This is a genomic window from Shewanella hanedai (assembly GCF_007197645.1).
In the GTDB taxonomy this organism is placed as follows: Bacteria; Pseudomonadota; Gammaproteobacteria; order Enterobacterales; family Shewanellaceae; genus Shewanella; species Shewanella hanedai.
In genome coordinates this window covers 14516-32140 of record NZ_VKGK01000025.1, presented here as the reverse complement: position 1 = coordinate 32140, position 17625 = coordinate 14516, and the positions used below count along the sequence as shown (strand labels likewise).

Sequence of the window (17625 nt, the reverse complement as noted above, 5' to 3'; positions counted from 1 at the left end):
CTTCTGTTAGATAATTGTTAATTTAGCTAGGATTAGCATATAACACTATCCCAGTCTAGCTTTGCGTGTTTTGTTGCTGGCTATGTGCCTTGAGTATCGCGTGTGCAGTGCACTCAAGGTTTTCTATGAGCGACGCTTTTTTCCCCTTGAGTTGTGGGTCAAGTTGAGTCAGTGATGTCATCGCAGAAGTATCAAAAACCTCTGTTAGATTGAGTGATTGATAACAATGATTTACTGCCTTTATCAGTTGTAGAATATCCGCATCGAATAAAATAAAGGCATGGGCTAAAACGAAATATTGCTGGTTGGTATTTGATGAGATGCGTTGGGCGGTGCCGATAAGTTTTTGCTCTTTGATTACGAAGTTATAGGTGCCATTACAATAAGCGCCTTCAACCTCGCCAGTTCCTCCCTGTATGCCGTAATGGGCTAACCATTGAGTTAGTAAGTCGATGAGTAGCTGATAGCTTCCGGACATTGATAAGGGTTTATCTTTAGGCCACGCATAAACCATGCTTAGATTGATAACCCCTGGAGTTTGAGGCACTGGGGATCCGCCTGTTTGACGGTATTGAACCTGCCACCCGTACGACGTCATCTGCTTGGTACTTTCAGGTGGCATTTTCCAACGAGGACCTGTTGGCAACACCATGACACTTGTCTCTGGCTCCCAAACAAGTAGACGATATTGACCGTCTACTTTTATTTGGTCAAGTGCGTGCTTCTCCCATGCAAGTGCTGTTACTGGATCCATGAATATTGATTTATTCACATTCAATCTCTTCAATATTGGTACATAAATCAGACAGAAAATTGGCTGCAGGAACTCCATCAATTGCCCTGTGATCGACAGTTAAAGAGAGTCCCATTAATTTTGTCGCCTCTAATTCACCTGCTGCATTGAGTTTGTAGCTTTCAGTGGTTGCCCCCAAACCTAGAATAGCGATTTGAGGCGTGTTTAAGATTGGGGTGAAATATTTCACCCTAGATAAGCCCAAATTCGTGATGGTAATGCTACCACCTGTATAGTCTTTGGGTTTTAGCTCGTTTCGTTGTGCTTTCCCTGTTGCCTCATGCCTCAATTGTTGCAACTCAGTAATGGTAAGGTGTTGAGCTGAAAAAATAGTCGGCGTCACTAATAAGTTATCCGCTAAGCTCACCGCAAAGGACAGATGAATGTCTGGATCATAGGTAATTGCATTGTTTTCCAATTTTCCATTCAGGTGCATATGGCGGCCTAGTGTGGCGATGATGACTAAATGCAGCATATCTTGTAAGGAGACATTGTTGCCTTGTGCAGAGAGTTGTCGTTTACAATCCAGCAGGGGTGAAATGTTGGCCTCTGCATGAAAGCTTAATTGAGCACTGCTTTGTAAGCTGTGTATCATCTTTTTGGCTATCGCACCTCTCACGCCCTTGAGGTGTACTAAGTTATTGATTTGAGTATCCACTTAAGACACCTCCGCAATCGTACATCCTTTAGTGACAACCTCTTCCTCGTGGCAGGTGATGGATATTTTACCCGTGAAAGGGGAGTGTATTTCATACTGGATCTTCTCAACCATGACATCTGCAACAAGTTGCTCAGATTGAACCTCGCTATTGTCATCAATCAGCCAAGCGGTGATAACGCCCTCTGCATCATCGTCTTCCCATAAATCGACGGGTACAATTATTGCCTGTGCCATCTTTATTTCTCCTTCATTGTTAAACAAGCGTTAATTATCTTTTCGGTAGAGGGCAAGGCCCATTGTTCCATCGGTCGGCTGAATGGAATGGGGATATCTGGGTATGTGATGCGCTGAGGCGGCGTTTTGAAAATGGTATGGTCATGTTCAATGACAGACGCGAAAATCTCGCCACTCATGCCATAACTGTGATAATCCTCATCGACGACAATCAGCTTGCCCGTTTTGTTAACCGACGCGATAATATGTTCGCGATCTAATGGGACCAGTGAGCACAGATCAATGACCTCGATACTGATATCGGCTTTTTGTAATTCATGTGCGGCTTTTAACGCGTGATGAACCCCCATACCAATACTCACAATGGTGATATCAGTACCAGAGATGACAGTCTTAGCTTTGCCAATCTCTAACTGGTAGTTTTCTTCTGGTACTTGGTTGATGGCAGCAGGCTCTGTGCCTAACCAGCCCATGCCTTGCAGGCCCTTGTGGAATAAGTAGATCACTGGGCTGTTGTCGCGTATTGCCGCAGTCAAAAGTCCTTTAGCGTCATAGGCATTACTGGGTGCGACGACTTTCATCCCTGGTAGGTGGGCAAAGGTAGCGTAAAGGCATTGGGAGTGCTGGCCGCCATCAGAGTAACCACCGCCAGTAGAAGCCATGATCACCATCGGGACGTTTGAGTGCCCGCCAGAAAAGTAGATATTTTTCGCCATTAAGTTATATATGGCGTCAAAGCAGACACCAAAAAAATCCACAAACATCAACTCGACGACAGGACGCATGCCGTCCATTGCAGCGCCCACACCGGCACCAATAAAGGCCGTTTCTGAAATCGGCGTGTCACGGACGCGCTCTCCTCCAAACTCAGCATACAGTCCTCGTGTATTACCAAAGACACCGCCGAGTTGCGCAATATCTTCCCCCATAATGAAGACGTTAGGATCGGCTCTCATCTCTTGAGCTAGGGATTCTGCCATTGCACGTGCAATGGTTAATTTATTCGTTGCAGACATTGTTTTGGCCTTCTATTGATGAATACTAGTGAGCGAATACGTGTTCTAACGCTTCTTCGGGTGCGGGCTCGTCACTATCTCTAGCAAAAGTGATGGCATCCTCGATCAGTTGCTGGGTTTCTTGAACAAGTGCGCTATCTTCTTCGAGTGTGATGACATTTTCATCGAGCAGAGCTTGTCGATACGTAGGGATAGGATCATTCATAAGCAAATTTTCTTTTTCCCCTTTTGGTCGATAATCTTCAGCATCCCCCATAAAGTGGCCTGCTAAGCGTGAGGTTTTTATTTCGATTAAAGTGGGGCCATCGCCGCGTCGAGCCTGTTCAATGGCAGCAGCTGTTGCACTAAATATTTGGTCAGGGCAGTTGTCTTTTATAAAGATGCCTGGCATTCCATAGGCTGCGGCTCTGTCGCTATTTTTGGCCACCGACGTCGATGTTGATTTGGCCACAGAGATGCCCCAATCGTTATCTTCGATAATAAAGATGACGGGTAATTTCCACACAGACGCTAAATTGAGTGTTTCGTGAAAGGCTCCCTGATTTGCAGCTCCCTCGCCAATATACGCAATGGCAATGCCTGATTTTTGTTGCAATTTACGCGATAAGGCCGAGCCTACTGCGGGTCCCATACCTTGGGCAATAATGCCTGAACAGGCAAAGTTAACGTCTTTATCAAACAGGTGCATATGGCCACCACGGCCACCACTTAACCCTGTTTTTTTGCCGAAGATTTCGGCCATCATTTTTTTGATGTCAACTCCCTTAGCAACCGCAATATGGTGGGGTCTATGGGTCGCTGTCACGATATCTTCAGCCCCTAAATGGCAACATACACCCACTGCACAAGGTTCTTGACCATTAGAAAGGTGCATCTCTCCTGGAATAGGGCCGTTTGCCATATTGAAAATGGGCTTTTTTCCTTCCATGTAGATGGTTTCGATGCGCTCTTCCATATAGCGGCTGATGAGCATATTTCGATACATCCATCGACGTTGTTCATTGGTTGGTAACATTGTTCTCTCCTGAATAAAAAAGTGACGTTTATGGTCAATACCCAGATTAAGCAATCAGGTAAGCAATAAAATGACCAAACCCATAAACGCCACAAAGACAAACTGACTACACTTGGCCGCTTTTCATTAGCCCTGCAATATGATCTGCTTGCCTAATGGCGAGCGCGACAATCGTGAGTGTGGGATTAACGGCGGCACTGGTGACAAATTGACTGCCATCAGAGATAAACAGGTTTGGAACATCATGTGCTTGTCCCCATTTATTGACTACGCCATCGGACGGGTGTTCACTCATACGGTTCGTCCCCATATTGTGGCTACTCGGATAAGCGGGTAAGTTGTGCATCTTGGTTGCACCGACAGATTTATAGAGTTTTGCCATCTGCGAATAAGCGTGATTACGCATCACTACATCGTTATTGTGATCTGTTTTTGTGATGACAGGGACGGGTAGGCCATGCTGATCTTTTTCGGTTGGATGCAACGTGATTCGATTCGTTGCGACGGGAAGATCTTCACCACAAATCCACACACCTGCCATGTTCTGATAGTTTTCAAGGGCTTCAGCTGTTTCTCTTCCCCAACCACTTGTGCCAGGTTTCAAAAAGGCAGATAAGAAACCTAAGCCCAGAGATAACACTTCGAGGGTATATCCCGCGACAAAACCTCGTTCAGGGTTATTCGCTTGCTCGCTGGTGATTAAGCTTGGAACCGATGTGCCGCGATGCATATTAACGGGCTCAGGAAAAACACCATAAACACCGCCAGTAACGTGGCCCATGTAGTTTCTACCCACTTGTCCTGATGAGTTAGCGAGTCCATCGGGGAACATCTCTGATGCTGAATTTAACAGTAACCTTGGTGACTCAATTGAGTTTGCAGCAACACATACAATTCGCGCTTTTTGCAGTTTTTTATTGCCGTCTTTATCCACATAAAGTACGCCGGTGGCCTTGCCGCTCTTATCGTGTTCAATCTTTAACACCATGCAGTTAGGTCGTATTTCACATAAACCTGTTGCTTCAGCTTTGGGGATTTCGGTGTACATGGTTGACCACTTAGCGCCAATACGACAACCCTGCATACAAAACCCGATTTGCTGACAAGCGGGTCTGCCATCATTGGGTACTGAATTGATGGCCATTGGTGCGTTGGTAAAAGTCATCCCTGTGCGCTCGGCTGCGATACGGTGCAGTTTTGTGTGGCTGCTTTCAGGTAAATCAGGTGTATCAGTTGCTTTACCTGTTACGCCCATCTTGTGTTCGGCTTTTACGTAGTAGGGAGCTACCTCTTCATACGTCACAGGCCAGTCGGCAACATTTGCCCCTTCGATATTGCCGTTGGTGCTTTTCATTTTGAATTCATGCGGCTTAAAACGAAGAGAAACACCGGCCCAGTGGATAGAGGATCCGCCGACACCTTTAACGATCCAGGCGGGTAAGTTAGTGTGGTTTTTTGAATGGTGCCAACCTCCAGCTGAGATGCGCTTATCAAGCCATGACAGCTTCATAAACATCTCCCATTCATTGTTTTTTAGATCTTCGAGCGTAAAGCGTTTACCCGCTTCTAAAACAACCGAACTTATGCCTTTTTGAGCTAACTCGTTAGCGACAGTACCACCGCCAGCTCCAGAGCCTATAATGACGACCAGACTGTCATCATCGAGTGCAAATTTTGCTATATTTGTCATATCTATTTCCTCTGTAAGTGGGATTATTCGCTTAACCAATCAAGATCGTTTAACCCTCGATTGAGGTAACCGCCTTTTTCTACTGATGAACCTTGATAGCCAAACAGAGGGAAGAGTTCAGGGTTGTCATACAGTCCAAACATCAATGCAGTGCGGACTTTGATGAAGAAAGTGGTCTCTTCAATTGAACGTAGCAAGCGAACTCTATCGGGTTCGTAATTAACCTGTAAAAAGGGGGACCCCAATTTTGCTATGCTCTGTTCATCAAGCATTGCAACGCCTTCATCTATTAACCTCTTTTGCTGTTTGGCCAAATCATCGACAATTTTTTGATAATATTTGTTCTGGATCATCTCGTGGGGATAGATGTCCTTGGCCATTTTCAACAAGGTTTTACTTACGTGTGGTGAGTCCGGCAGGCTAATATTTTTAGCTTCTTCTGCTACAGAACCCGTCACTGATAAAGTGGAGGCTACGATTGTCCCTGCAACACCTATCCCAGTGTTTTTGAGAAACTTACGCCTAGATGTAGAGTGATCATTATTGCTCATGGTTTTCTCCTTTTTATTAAGGTTTACCCATGGTTACAACATCTATGCCAATACGAAAAATCATCATAAATACATGGGGATGAATGATTTTTAATTCTATTTGTGTTTAAGAACAGACGGGGGTGAGACAGGTGTGTCACTGCCTTTTTTATCGGGTTTTAACGTTTTTTAATTGTTGAATTTAGATTTTATGATCTGTTTTTGAGATGAGTGTTAAGCGGGAGCCGACACTGACTGGGAGCCTGCATTTGGTGAGGTTTTAGGTCAAATAGTGAGGTTAGGTAAAACGGTTGGCAATAAATACGATTCAAATAAAAACCCCATGATTTAGTAAGACTCAATCATGGGGTTGTTTGGATGGATATGAAGACTAATTTGTAGCGTTCAGAACTACTTAAAACTGCTCCAGATCGGCGCGTGATCTGATGGCTTCTCTATGCCACGCAATTCGTAGTCCACATCAGATTCAACCAGACGTTCAGCTAATGATTTGGTTGCCAATACCACGTCGATACGCAGACCGCGGTTATCAACAAAACCTTTACTGCGATAATCAAACCAAGAGTAACGATCAACGCGATCTGGATGCAGTTCGCGGAATGTATCAACCAAGCCCCAATCCATCAGGGTTTTAAGCCATTCACGTTCTTCAGGTTGGAAGCTACATTTACCGGTTTTAAGCCAGCGCTTAGCGTTGGGCTCACCAATACCGATATCAAGATCCACAGGTGAGATATTAATGTCGCCGATGATGGCGATATCTTCATCTGGAGTGTGGTTTTCATTGAGGTATATCATTAAATCTTTGTAGAACTTACGTTTAGCAGGATACTTGGTTTCGTGGCTGATATTATCGCCCTGAGGGAAGTAGCCGTTTAAGACGGTTAACGGACGACCATTCTCTTGGGTGAATGTGCCCATGATCATGCGGCGCTGCGCATCGTCTTCATCGGTCGGAAAGCCTTTTTGAACTTTTACTGGCTCAAGCTTAGACATCATCGCCACACCGTAGTGAGCTTTGCCGCCGTGATAGTGAACTTTGTAGCCCATGGCTTCAACGTCGGCGACGGGGAAAACCTCATCATGGGCTTTGGTTTCTTGCAGGCCAATAACATCAGGCTGGTGGGCATCGATGAGCGCTTGCAGTTGATGTAATCTGGCGCGAATGCCGTTGATGTTAAATGAGACTATTTTCATTATTAGCTCCGGTGTTATGGCAGTACACGTTTAAAGGGTTTAACAATTACTTTCTCATAAACGCCTGCTGCGATGTAAGGATCAACATCGGCCCACGCTTGAGCTTCAATAAGTGATGCAAAATCGGCAACCACAAGTGAGCCTGTAAAGCCCGCTTCACCCGGATTTTCATTGTCGATGGCAGGGTGAGGCCCTGCGATCAATAGACGTCCTTCATCGGCAAGTTGTTGTAGACGAGCCAGATGTTCTGGGCGTGCTGCCAGACGTTTCTCTAGGCTATTGTCAACATCTTGGGAGGAGATCATATACCACATGGTTAATTCCTTTTTTTGTGCAGCGATTGTGCAGCCAAATCGAGATTTCTGGTGTTAATTTATCGCCCTGCTGGCAGGGCGATAATAGGCGTACTCTACTCGGTGGATTTATCTATTTATTGAGTTCTTTTTTATGCTCTTCAGGCATATTTTTAAAAAGATAAATGACCGTGATCACGGTGTTAATCAAGGTGAGTGCGGTTAAGCCAAAGACTTTGAAGTTAACCCAGGTTTCCTGTGACAGGCTAAAGGCAACATAGATATTGATAAGACCACATGCAAGAAAGAAACACACCCAATACCAAGTGACATGGGCCCATATTTTATCGGGAACAATAAGTTCTTTACCTAACATACTCTTAAGTATTGGTTTATTGATGAGTTGGCTAACACCTAAAGCAATCGCGAATAGGGCATAAACCACGGTGACTTTCCATTTAATAAAGCTGTCATCATGAAATACTAATGTGAGTGTGCCAAAAAAAGTCACCATCACAAACGTGATGAGGTGCATTTTTTCAATTTTCTTATACAGAGCGTATATCACGATAAGCTGCAACGCGGTAGCAGCAATAAGGGCACCACTGGCTACATAGATATCAAACATTTTATAGACAGCAAAAAATATCACTAAGGGGAGAAAATCGAGCAGTTGTTTCATAAGTCTCTATCTAAATAAGATTTCAAAAAAGTGATTGTAGCATGCCAGTAAAGGCCGCAAAAGGGATTGCGTAGCAGCCTTTACAGTCCTCACTCTAGCCCATTAAAAGGATAATCTGGCACCCGCGTAAAAACGTCGCCCATTTCGATAGACCCCGACTGGAGCATATTGGTTACGCTCATAGGTGTAAATGATCTCATCGGTGAGGTTTATGCCTTCAAATACCAACGACACATGCTCGGTGAGCATCAAGGATAAGTTCACATCTAATTGACCGATGTCGTCACTGATCTCTTCACCAATCCCCGTGGCAAAGTCAGTTCTATAGTTATAGGACAGACGAGTACTGAGCCAATCATTCTCAAAGTAAGTGGTTAAATTTGCGGTATGATCGGAATGACCCGGTATATTTATATTCTCGCCTGTTTCTAAATCTTTGCGTTTGCCATCAATATAGGTGTAGTTGGCTATGATGCCGAGGCCATAAATGATCTCTTGTTGCCAACTCAGCTCAAGGCCTCTGATTGTGCCGCCACTGCCATTGACGGGGCGGTTAATGATCATCTCTATGTTTTCATACTCCTCTTGATACCTTTGGATATCGATGAAAGATTTCACATCTTTCTGGAAGCCTGCAATTGAAAATAGAGCGGCTTCATCGAAATACCATTCGAGGCCAACATCAAATTTGGTGGCTCTAAATGGATCGAGCTCCGGGTTTCCGCCAGCGCCTTGGGCTTGGGTGACATTGTAATTTGTCGATGGCATTAGATGATGATATTCAGGACGAGACATCACTTTAGATGCCGCGACTCTAAAGACCAGATCCTCTCGCCAATCCATGGCGATATTGATACTGGGTAACACATCAGTGTAACTTTTATCAGATGTCGTCCAGAGGTAGTCAAGTTGTTGAGCATCATTTGTTGGGGTTTGCTGATAAGCCGAGGCGGTTTGTTGAGTGTGAACCACTCGAACGCCAATATTACCTCGGTAGCTCTCACCTGAGAAGTTCACTTTAGTGTAGCCAGCGTAGCTGTTCTCAGTGATGTCAAAGCTGCTTGGCTTTTCCTCTGTTTGAATAAAGTTAAGCTCACTATAGGCTGAATTTAGGGCGTCGGTATCGGCAAAAGCATAGTCTTTGAGGGTGTTTTGCGAGCCAACTCCCTTTAGGTAGTCGCTGGGGAATGCGGCGGGAAAGTCGGCGAGTGTCCAGCCTAAATCACCAGCTAGTCCTTGATAGCCGCCATTGCGAGAACGGAAACGAATAAAGTCTCGTGTGTGTCGTTTATATTTGGTCCCAAACTTGATGGAGTCGATAAACTCTCTATCAAGTTGATATTCAAAATCGAGCTGAGCGAACAACTCATCATCAACGGAATTATGGGAATCCTTTCTTACCTCACTGATGGCCCACGCGTCAGCTTGTAAAGGTGACGTGCTGTAGTGTGTTTGAATATCTTTTGCCGTTTGCGTGTTGACGCTAAAATCGGTATTGGCTGACCATTGAGAGGTAAAGTCGCCATTAGTCCCCCCACTGGCACGGGTATAGCCGATTTGATACTGACTTTTCCAATAATCGAATTCATGTTCAAGCAAAAGGTGGTAGATATTGGTTTCTATTTTTGATTTACGCCAAATGGCTTCCATGGCAGTACTAAAGGGGCGTCCGCTTGGGTTATCGTTGGGCATTTGGCTATAAGTGGCGGAGGTTAAGGTGTCATCTTGGATCTGGTAGTCACTGACTTTGCCGCCTCTGCCGTAAACCGTACTGGGTTGCCAAAGGAAATTTTGGTTGCGGTTATTGGCATCTAACTGAGAGTAGAGGGTTTGAAACTCGATATTCCAGTCAAGATTAGGCTGGTATTGCAAAGAGAGCATGGCACTTGATCGGATTCGGTGTTGTTCGAATACTGCGCTGCCACCACCACCTGGGCTCCATATATCTTTAAGATCTGCATCTTCTTGCTGAGTTTCAGACAAGCTGCCTTGCGCATCAATATTGTAATCACGTTCAGCCCAACCCCAAGATTCAAGACCATCACGTCTTAAATGTCTTTCATGGCGAATTAGAGAAATAAGCGCGCCAAAGTTGTTGTCTTCATTAATCCAGTTATAGAGTAAAGAAAGTTGGGGATCGGTTTTTTCAGAAGTTTCGCTGTATTGCATCTGAGCGGTGCCGACAAACATATTATTTTCTGTTTCTAGCGGCTTACGGGTTTTGATATTGATGGAACCACCGAGTGAGCCTTCGTCGTGGTCGGCTTCAGGGGCTTTATAAACCTCTAACGAGCTGACAAGCTCAGAGGGGAGCATAGTGTAGTTAAACCCACGATTAGGTTGTGACGAGATCCACCAGTCAGCCGATGCGATGCTTTGACCATTGATATAGGTTTGATTCTGGCTCGGCGCCGTTCCTCTAACGCCCACTCTCTCTCCTTCTCCTTGAACCCGAGTAAGCGACACACCCGTGATACGTTGAAGGGATTCTGCTACGTTTTTATCGGGAAATTTGCCAATATCTTCAGCGGTAATGGCATCGAGTACCGAAACGCTGTTACGTTTGGTGTTGATTGATTCAACGACACTGCCACGAATACCCCGGATTTGAATTTTCTCCAGTGAATCAGCATGACTGTTTTCAGTGCGAGGTTGATTGGCGTCGGCGTTCAGAGTTGTTACAGGGAGTAACAACACAGGGAGTAAGTAGCGCAGAGATGAGATGCTCATAGTCATATCCTGATATTACACTTCTAGCCAGAGATAAAATTGAAAAACACCGCAATAATGACATTGTGGTTTCCGGCTAACTAATTAATATTTTTAGTTATATTTAGTCTTTTGTTTGTAAGAGTCCGCTTTCCCTTTAACGGACGCTAAGTGGTATATTTTTAGTGGTCATATTTATTATTGATATAACTAATACAGCGACTTAGAATATGCACGGTTCCATACTACTCTGTGTTATTGTAATTAACCAATAGTTAACATCGTTTTTAGTGCTTAAATGTCGTTAAGTTGTTCCGATAAAGTAAAGGTCAATGAGGTAATAGTCGACTTTGTCGCGCTTAAACTCTTGATTGATGGAGAATGGCTCGAGATTGAGGCTAGGCAGCTTGCCCTGCTTAAATTGTTAATCAAACACCATGGTGAAGCAGTATCACGTAATCTGATCATGGATGAGTTATGGCATGACACGATCGTCAGTGACAACTCTGTCTCTCAGGCCATCACCCAGTTAAGAAAGTCACTTCAAGATGACAAAGGCACCCCTCGATTTATTCGAACAGTGCCCCGTGTCGGCTACCAACTTATTGCCAGCGTAGAAGCGATTAAAGCCCCTGAGGTTTCTGAAGAGTTCGGTGTTGTTAAGCGAACTTCAAAACCCATGATGGCCATCTTGGGGATTGTTTTAGGCATGGGGTTGATGTTCAGCTTATTTCAATTGACCAAACCCAGCTTATCTCTGCCCACCTATGAATATGAAACCCGATTAACTTCAGTACCAGGCCCTGAAGGCTTTCTTCGTTACTCTCCTGATGGACGCTATTTGGCTTTCAGTCAGATTTCAGAAAATCGCAGCCAGATGGATCTGGTTGTCTATGACGCTCAAACAGAAACCATTCACTCGATTAAGAACACAGGATACAGCGAAGAGGCGCCAGAGTGGTCTCCTGACAGCCAGTGGCTTATCTATTATCGCCACGATCCGATTAGCTGTGATGTGCGTATTATGTCGGTTTCGACGCCGGTTGAAACATGGCGTTTAAGTCCAGATCGCCACTTGAGCGACTGTGAACCTGGCTATAGCAGACAGAAGATGCACTGGGTTTCGCCGGAGACTTTATATCGACGCAGATGGCGAGATAACCAAGCCATGTTAACCAAAGTGACCCTGTCTAACGATGAGTTTCCACAGATAGTTGAGCAGCAAGATCTGCCTCAGTTTAATCCTTTGTTGATGGATATCGATAAAGAGAGTTTGTTGATGCTGTTGGTGGAAAAAAATCAAAAGTGGTTTGAGTTAAAACTGGTTGATTTAATCAGTTTAGATAGCAAAATCATTGATTTTAGTGAGCAAGATTATTGGGGGCTTAAATGGCATAAGGTCAATGAAAGCTTCTGGTTAGGCAACACCAGTTTACGCTTAATGTCTCTTAATGGAGAGAGTCAGGTGGTTCATAACCCGATGGGATTTATTCCGGATATCGATATGAATAGGGTGACGCAGCAATTGGCTTACTCTGAGGGGCAAGTGAATGTAAATCTGTATAATATTGAATTTAGCCGAACAGAATCAGCAGGTGAAGTTAAACCCAGACAGGTTTCATCATCGGCCCGCACTGACATATTGCCAACGATGTCAAAAGAGGGCGATCAGATGGCGTTTGTTTCTTTCCAGCGGGGATCGGCAGATGGCCTAAGTCATGTTGAGATCTGGCTTAAACACAAACATAAAAAAGCGGCCAGTTTACTGGCAAATCTACCTGAAAATATCAAACCAGATTATCTACTCTGGTCGCCAAACGGTGAGAACATTCTGTTGGGGGACACTGAAGACAAACTCTATCTTATCAATACTTATAGTCGGCATATGGTGCCAATCGTTTCAGGTTATGAGCAACTGGATGCTGTGGTATGGTCACAAGATGGTAAGCATATCAATTTCTCAGGGCTCAATGAAGGCAAGTGGCAATCATGGCAATACAATCTGCAGTTGGGCACGTCAACACCGGTTGTTGAAGATGATAAACAAGCGATCACGAGCCAAGGTGATCTTGAGTTGATTAAAACGCTTAATCCGTCCTTTATTCATTACTCTAAAAAGATTGCCGATTTTTTAGCGCTAAATTTAGCACCTGAACTTGGGGTGTACGATCTGCAACCTTCGCTAAGCTTGTATCGTCCGGCAATTATTGATGGAGGGATCTATTATGTGGTACGACAAGGCTTACTTTTAAAGCTCTATTATTATGAGTTTGATACCAATCATAACCGCTTCATTAGCCATATTGGAAATCATGAGCAGGAGTTTCACCTGACACTCAATATCAGTGCATCGGATGATGGTAAGCGGGTGGTTTACTCTAAAGTTGAAAATGTTGAGACCGACATTTTACTGCAAAGAAAAATCGATACAGATCAATAATAGGTTGCTGTTAGGGGTAGAGGGGAGTTTGATATTGGTTGGCATTATACCAATCAATAGAACAAGGTATTACTTCAAACCTTGTAAGTACTGGCTTATCTCTTGCGAATACCAACCTCGACTCTTAGCTTCCTTTAAGGCTTTTTTTGCATTTTTAGTCGCTAAAGAAGTTTGGCCTTGATGCTTAAGAATCTTTGCTTGAGCTAGGAGTAGATCAGGATGAGAATCATCTTGTATTAGCCCGAGTTTCAAGTATTTCAGTGCCGTGGTGAAGCTTTTATTGTCAACGCTTTGAACCACCATGTCTCGTATGGCCCTAAAGTGACCACTGTCTGCGGCGGCTATCATCCAACGTTGAGATTTTTCGACATCAAATTCAACATGTCGCTTATCCAGTAGCTCTCTGGCGAGTCGGTATTGAGCATGAACAAACCCTCCTTGGGCTGCTAGTAGGATCCAGTTCAACCCTTTTTCTCGGTTAGCTTGGGTATATTCACCCCTTAATAAACTGGAACCGAGTCGATATTGTGAGTTGGAGTAGCCATTACTGGCTGATGAGAGCAGCAGTTGAGAGCCTGCGTTTTCATCACTCCAATGAAATTTCAGTAGACGTGTGGCGTTGTGCTCATCGGCAACCATCCAGTTAGCAATATAATATTGAACGATGGCATTGCCTTGTTCTGCACTTTCAATCAGCTCGCTGATTTTCTTTTGGTATTCCCGCTTTTGACTGGCAAAGCTTTCTTTGTAGCGCTTGCCCTTAAAAGTGGTGAAGTGATAAATCAGCGAACGATTACGGTAAATTTGCGCTTTACCGTTGACGATATAGGGCTCATAACGCCAGCGGCGTACAGCGTTGTAGATGGAGCGATTAAATGTGTTGTCAGGGAAAGCGTCTAAAATCTCGACATCTTTCACTGCGCCGGATTCATCAATATCAAAATCTAACCAGACCCAACCCTCTTGCCCTTTTTCATAGGCTTCTTGTGGATATTTAGCGTCAAGAGTATAGATGCGTTTTGGCTGTTGATCATGGGTATATTGTTCAGGGTTGAATACTGGTTGCAGATCACGGCTAAAGATTGAATAACTAAAATTCTGGTTTAATGTTTGGTAGTGGTTTTCTAAGCTTGTTGGATCGTTAACTTCCATCTCAATCAGTCTGGCAGCTGAGCGCGCCTCTTCGACACCAAAATCAGCAGCAAGAAGAAACCATGAATGTGCTGACGTTAAATTCTTTTCGACCCCTTGACCGTGAAGGTACATCACACCGATATTGAATATGGCATCTCGGTTGCCCAATTTGGCCAGTCGTTGAAATTCTTGGTAGGAGGAGAGGTAGTTACCTTTATTGTACTCAAGTGTTGCCGACAACAAGTCCGCTCTAAGGGTTGAAGAGAATGTTAGCGATAAAAAAATAATAATCGAAAGATAAAATTTCATCGTTGTCGTAAGGTTATCGACTAATCAGTGGAGCCATTGAGGTTTAGACCTATTTATTGTTGTTACAGGCCTAAGAACCTTAACAAAATAGTTGTTTTCTGTTTACTATTCTACTGTGTTTAATTAGCTAATGCTTGATTAATTGTATTTAAACTAGGCGTTATTTACCTTTTTATGGATATGACAGAATAAAAAAGAGCCACGGGTTTTAGACATGACGCTAAAACCCGTGTAACCAAGGATGCGTGGAAGGGAAGCCCACTCCTGGGTATTTGGTTACCCCTTTAAACATCTAAGGAGGATAAAAGGTTTGCGCTAGAAATTAAAACGTACTCCTGTGACGAAACGTCTGCCATCGGCGTAGAGACCAGTTAGGGCTTGTTCTACTCCTTTTTGTTGATAACTAAAGGTTTGTTCATCCGTTAAGTTAATTGCTTCAAGAACAACGCTGATATTTTCGGTGATTTGATAGCTGATGTTGGCATCGAGTTGACCGTAATCATCGATGTAACCAGGCCAGCCTAAACCCGTGTCGTATCCGGTGCGGTAGTTGTAAGATATTCGGCCACTAAAGCTTTCATGTTCATAATAAGAGCTTAAATTAACCGTGTGTTCTGAGTTGCCGGGGATGGTGACATCATTGCCAGCTTCATCTTTTGCTTCGCCATCAACAAACGTGTAGTTAGCTGATATACCAAAATCCTCGAAGAACTCCTGTTGATAACCCAGCTCTAAGCCCATGATCGTGCCGCCGTTGCCATTGACAGGGCGGTTAACTAAGATCTCTGTATTTTCATGGATCTCAAGTTTGCCTTTTTGCTCAATAAAGGATTGGATATCTTTGTGAAATAACATGGCCGAGACAATGCCAGCTTCACTGAAATACCATTCAAGTCCTAGGTCAAACTGAGTCGCAAGGTAAGGGTCAATCTCAGGGTTTCCGCCAACGCCTGTTTTGGTTTCTAGGTTGTAAGAAGTTGATGAGGTGATATCCACATAGTTTGGACGGGCCATGACTCTAGAGGCGCTCATTCTTAAGACAAGGTCGTCATCAAGATCGACTGCTAAATTTAAACTTGGCAGAATTTCTAAATAGTCTTTATCTTGAGTGGTCCACACCCCTTGTCCCTCCTCACCAACAAAGGCTGAGGATGATTGGTTAGTTTGCACAATACGAACGCCAACATTACCTCTTAGATATTCAACATCGATATCAGCTTTGATATAAGCCGCATAAATCTTCTCACCTACATCAAAGGTACTTGCTTGTAAGGTGCGATAATCCCAATTTAATGCATCGCCTTCATTGCGTACCTTGTCTGCGTCAGTAATGGCATAATCTTTAAGTGTGCCACTTGAACCTTGGTGTTCAAGGAAATCTGATGGCATAGGCAAAGAATAATCCGCTAGGTTCCACCCTAAATCAGTGCGATTATTGGTGGTCTCTTTAGTATTGAAACGTGAGTGATCACGATACTTTGCACCAAACTTTATTTTATTGAATATGGCCAAATCGATGTGACGTTCAAAATCGGCTTGAATATAAAACTCATCATCTTTTGCATAGTTTCTGTCGTAGCGAAGAAAACTGAGATCCCAGTTTTTTCCATCAGCAGGGTTCGCGCCATAATGCGTTTTAACATCCCGTGCTGAAGAGGCGTCGAAGCTATTAATATAGTTTCCTCCCCACCCAACACTTCGGTCAGCTTGAGAGCCACCAGTGCCCTCGGTATAGCCTAAATGAACGCTTGAGCTCCAAATATCACCAATATGATCCACTTTGAAATCGTAAGATTTGGTTTTTATTTTAGAGTTTCTGATTTTAGTTTCATCTAAGATATTATCGCCAGTGGGTGATAACCCTATGGTGCCACCTGTGAGCATGGTGCCCACTTCCGGATGTTCGATAAGATTGACTGAAGTGTATTGTGAGTCACCATAACCTGGTAACCATAGGAAGTTTTGGTTCACGTTGTCAGCTTCAAGTGTTGAATCTAACGCATTGAATGTCATATCTAAGTTAGATGTCGGGCGATACTGCAAGCTGAGATTCACACCGGTTCGTACTCGCTCCTGTTGGAACATGGCTGAGCCACCACCGCCAGGGCTGTAAACATCTTTATGTACCGTGCCATCTTCTAGGGTAATGTCTCTATCTGTCCAGCTCCATGCTTCGATCCCATCACGCCTTAGATTACGTTCTTGCCTGACAACAGAGATAAGCGCACCGAATGTCTCATCTTCATTTTTCCAGCTATACATGCCGGACAGTTGTGGGTCTGTTTTGCCCGATATCTCACTGTATTGAGCCAGTGCTGAGCCAGAAAATTGATTTGATTCAAGCTCAAGAGGCTTACGGGTTCTGACGATAACAGTTCCCCCGATAGAGCCTTCATCAATATCAGCCTCAGGAGACTTATATACTTCTAAACCGGATACGATCTCGGACGGCAGCATCGTATAGTTAAATCCACGGTTGGCCGGAGAGTTGGTCCACCAATCAGCAGAGCCTACGGCTTGGCCGTTTAACAGGGTTCTGTTTTGACTCTCAGTTGTCCCTCGTATGCTGACACGCTCGCCTTCACCAAAGTTACGTGTGATAGACACCCCGGTCACTCGTTGCAGAGATTCTGCGACGTTTTGATCTGGAAACTTGCCAATATCTTCAGAGGTGACAGCATCGACGACTGAATTTGAGTAGCGTTTAGTGTTGAGAGATTTAACGACACTGCCTCTAATCCCTCTAACTTGAATGGTTTCGACTTCATCGGTATTAATATTTGGCGTTACTTCACTTTCTTCAGCGGCAAAACTGGTCATAGGCATCACTACTGCGCCTACAAAAATCGCATGTTTAATTGCTGCGCCTAATCGGGTTTTCTTGTGGACCTTCATTGTGTA

At 44.1% G+C, this 17625-nt stretch carries 14 protein-coding genes; 1 reads left to right on the top strand and 13 read right to left on the bottom strand.

Annotation, left to right across the window (positions count from 1 at the left end):
* Positions 1–55: 55 nt before the first annotated feature.
* The 11 genes from FN961_RS18255 to FN961_RS18205 form a co-directional block, all read right to left on the bottom strand.
* Entirely contained in the window at positions 56–772 is a 717-nt protein-coding gene (locus FN961_RS18255) for a lipoyl protein ligase domain-containing protein (protein WP_229814732.1), read from the bottom strand.
* On the bottom strand, positions 765–1451 hold the full coding sequence (locus FN961_RS18250; RefSeq protein WP_144041611.1) for a 2-oxo acid dehydrogenase subunit E2: 687 nt from the start codon (positions 1449–1451) through the stop codon (positions 765–767). Before FN961_RS18250 ends, FN961_RS18255 begins: the two co-directional genes overlap by 8 nt.
* Positions 1452–1688: a biotin/lipoyl-containing protein gene (locus FN961_RS18245; protein WP_144041610.1), complete on the bottom strand. Its 237-nt coding sequence runs from the start codon at positions 1686–1688 to the stop codon at positions 1452–1454.
* A gap of 2 nt (positions 1689–1690) precedes the next feature.
* On the bottom strand, positions 1691–2704 hold the full coding sequence (locus tag FN961_RS18240; RefSeq protein WP_144041609.1) for an alpha-ketoacid dehydrogenase subunit beta: 1014 nt from the start codon (positions 2702–2704) through the stop codon (positions 1691–1693).
* A 25-nt stretch (positions 2705–2729) separates the two neighbouring features.
* Positions 2730–3719, bottom strand: coding sequence for a thiamine pyrophosphate-dependent dehydrogenase E1 component subunit alpha (locus FN961_RS18235; protein WP_144041608.1), 990 nt, complete (start codon positions 3717–3719; stop codon positions 2730–2732).
* A gap of 106 nt (positions 3720–3825) precedes the next feature.
* Entirely contained in the window at positions 3826–5409 is a 1584-nt protein-coding gene (locus FN961_RS18230; RefSeq protein ID WP_144041607.1) for a GMC family oxidoreductase, read from the bottom strand.
* 23 nt (positions 5410–5432) lie between these two features.
* A complete protein-coding gene (locus FN961_RS18225) occupies positions 5433–5960 on the bottom strand; it encodes a twin-arginine translocation signal domain-containing protein (protein ID WP_144041606.1) in 528 nt (175 codons plus the stop codon).
* A gap of 390 nt (positions 5961–6350) precedes the next feature.
* On the bottom strand, positions 6351–7157 hold the full coding sequence (gene xthA, locus FN961_RS18220; protein WP_144041605.1) for an exodeoxyribonuclease III: 807 nt from the start codon (positions 7155–7157) through the stop codon (positions 6351–6353).
* A 14-nt stretch (positions 7158–7171) separates the two neighbouring features.
* Positions 7172–7471 (bottom strand): YciI family protein, encoded by a 300-nt coding sequence (locus tag FN961_RS18215; protein WP_144041604.1) that lies wholly within the window; start codon positions 7469–7471, stop codon positions 7172–7174.
* A 112-nt stretch (positions 7472–7583) separates the two neighbouring features.
* Entirely contained in the window at positions 7584–8132 is a 549-nt protein-coding gene (locus tag FN961_RS18210) for a septation protein A (protein WP_144041603.1), read from the bottom strand.
* A 102-nt stretch (positions 8133–8234) separates the two neighbouring features.
* Positions 8235–10862 carry a TonB-dependent receptor gene (locus tag FN961_RS18205; RefSeq protein WP_144041602.1) on the bottom strand — a complete coding sequence of 876 codons (2628 nt, stop codon included), beginning with the start codon at positions 10860–10862 and terminating at the stop codon, positions 8235–8237.
* A gap of 277 nt (positions 10863–11139) precedes the next feature.
* Here FN961_RS18205 and FN961_RS18200 point away from each other — a divergent pair, with 277 nt between their 5' ends.
* Positions 11140–13281, top strand: coding sequence for a winged helix-turn-helix domain-containing protein (locus tag FN961_RS18200; RefSeq protein ID WP_144041601.1), 2142 nt, complete (start codon positions 11140–11142; stop codon positions 13279–13281).
* Between the two features lie 69 nt (positions 13282–13350).
* Here the strand turns inward: FN961_RS18200 and FN961_RS18195 are convergent, their stop codons facing one another.
* Both FN961_RS18195 and FN961_RS18190 read right to left on the bottom strand, forming a co-directional pair.
* Positions 13351–14724: a TonB family protein gene (locus tag FN961_RS18195; protein ID WP_144041600.1), complete on the bottom strand. Its 1374-nt coding sequence runs from the start codon at positions 14722–14724 to the stop codon at positions 13351–13353.
* 315 nt (positions 14725–15039) lie between these two features.
* Entirely contained in the window at positions 15040–17619 is a 2580-nt protein-coding gene (locus FN961_RS18190; RefSeq protein ID WP_144041599.1) for a TonB-dependent receptor, read from the bottom strand.
* Between the last annotated feature and the right edge of the window lie 6 nt (positions 17620–17625).

Bases quoted from the DNA above. Each gene is read 5' to 3' on its own strand.
- FN961_RS18245 (WP_144041610.1), bottom strand. From the start codon at position 1,688: ATGGCACAGGCAATAATTGTACCCGTCGATTTATGGGAAGACGATGAT.
- FN961_RS18240 (WP_144041609.1), bottom strand. From the start codon at position 2,704: ATGTCTGCAACGAATAAATTAACCATTGCACGTGCAATGGCAGAATCC.
- FN961_RS18235 (WP_144041608.1), bottom strand. From the start codon at position 3,719: ATGTTACCAACCAATGAACAACGTCGATGGATGTATCGAAATATGCTC.
- FN961_RS18230 (WP_144041607.1), bottom strand. From the start codon at position 5,409: ATGACAAATATAGCAAAATTTGCACTCGATGATGACAGTCTGGTCGTC.
- FN961_RS18225 (WP_144041606.1), bottom strand. From the start codon at position 5,960: ATGAGCAATAATGATCACTCTACATCTAGGCGTAAGTTTCTCAAAAAC.
- xthA (WP_144041605.1), bottom strand. From the start codon at position 7,157: ATGAAAATAGTCTCATTTAACATCAACGGCATTCGCGCCAGATTACAT.
- FN961_RS18215 (WP_144041604.1), bottom strand. From the start codon at position 7,471: ATGTGGTATATGATCTCCTCCCAAGATGTTGACAATAGCCTAGAGAAA.
- FN961_RS18210 (WP_144041603.1), bottom strand. From the start codon at position 8,132: ATGAAACAACTGCTCGATTTTCTCCCCTTAGTGATATTTTTTGCTGTC.
- FN961_RS18205 (WP_144041602.1), bottom strand. From the start codon at position 10,862: ATGAGCATCTCATCTCTGCGCTACTTACTCCCTGTGTTGTTACTCCCT.
- FN961_RS18200 (WP_144041601.1), top strand. From the start codon at position 11,140: ATGTCGTTAAGTTGTTCCGATAAAGTAAAGGTCAATGAGGTAATAGTC.
- FN961_RS18195 (WP_144041600.1), bottom strand. From the start codon at position 14,724: ATGAAATTTTATCTTTCGATTATTATTTTTTTATCGCTAACATTCTCT.
- FN961_RS18190 (WP_144041599.1), bottom strand. From the start codon at position 17,619: ATGAAGGTCCACAAGAAAACCCGATTAGGCGCAGCAATTAAACATGCG.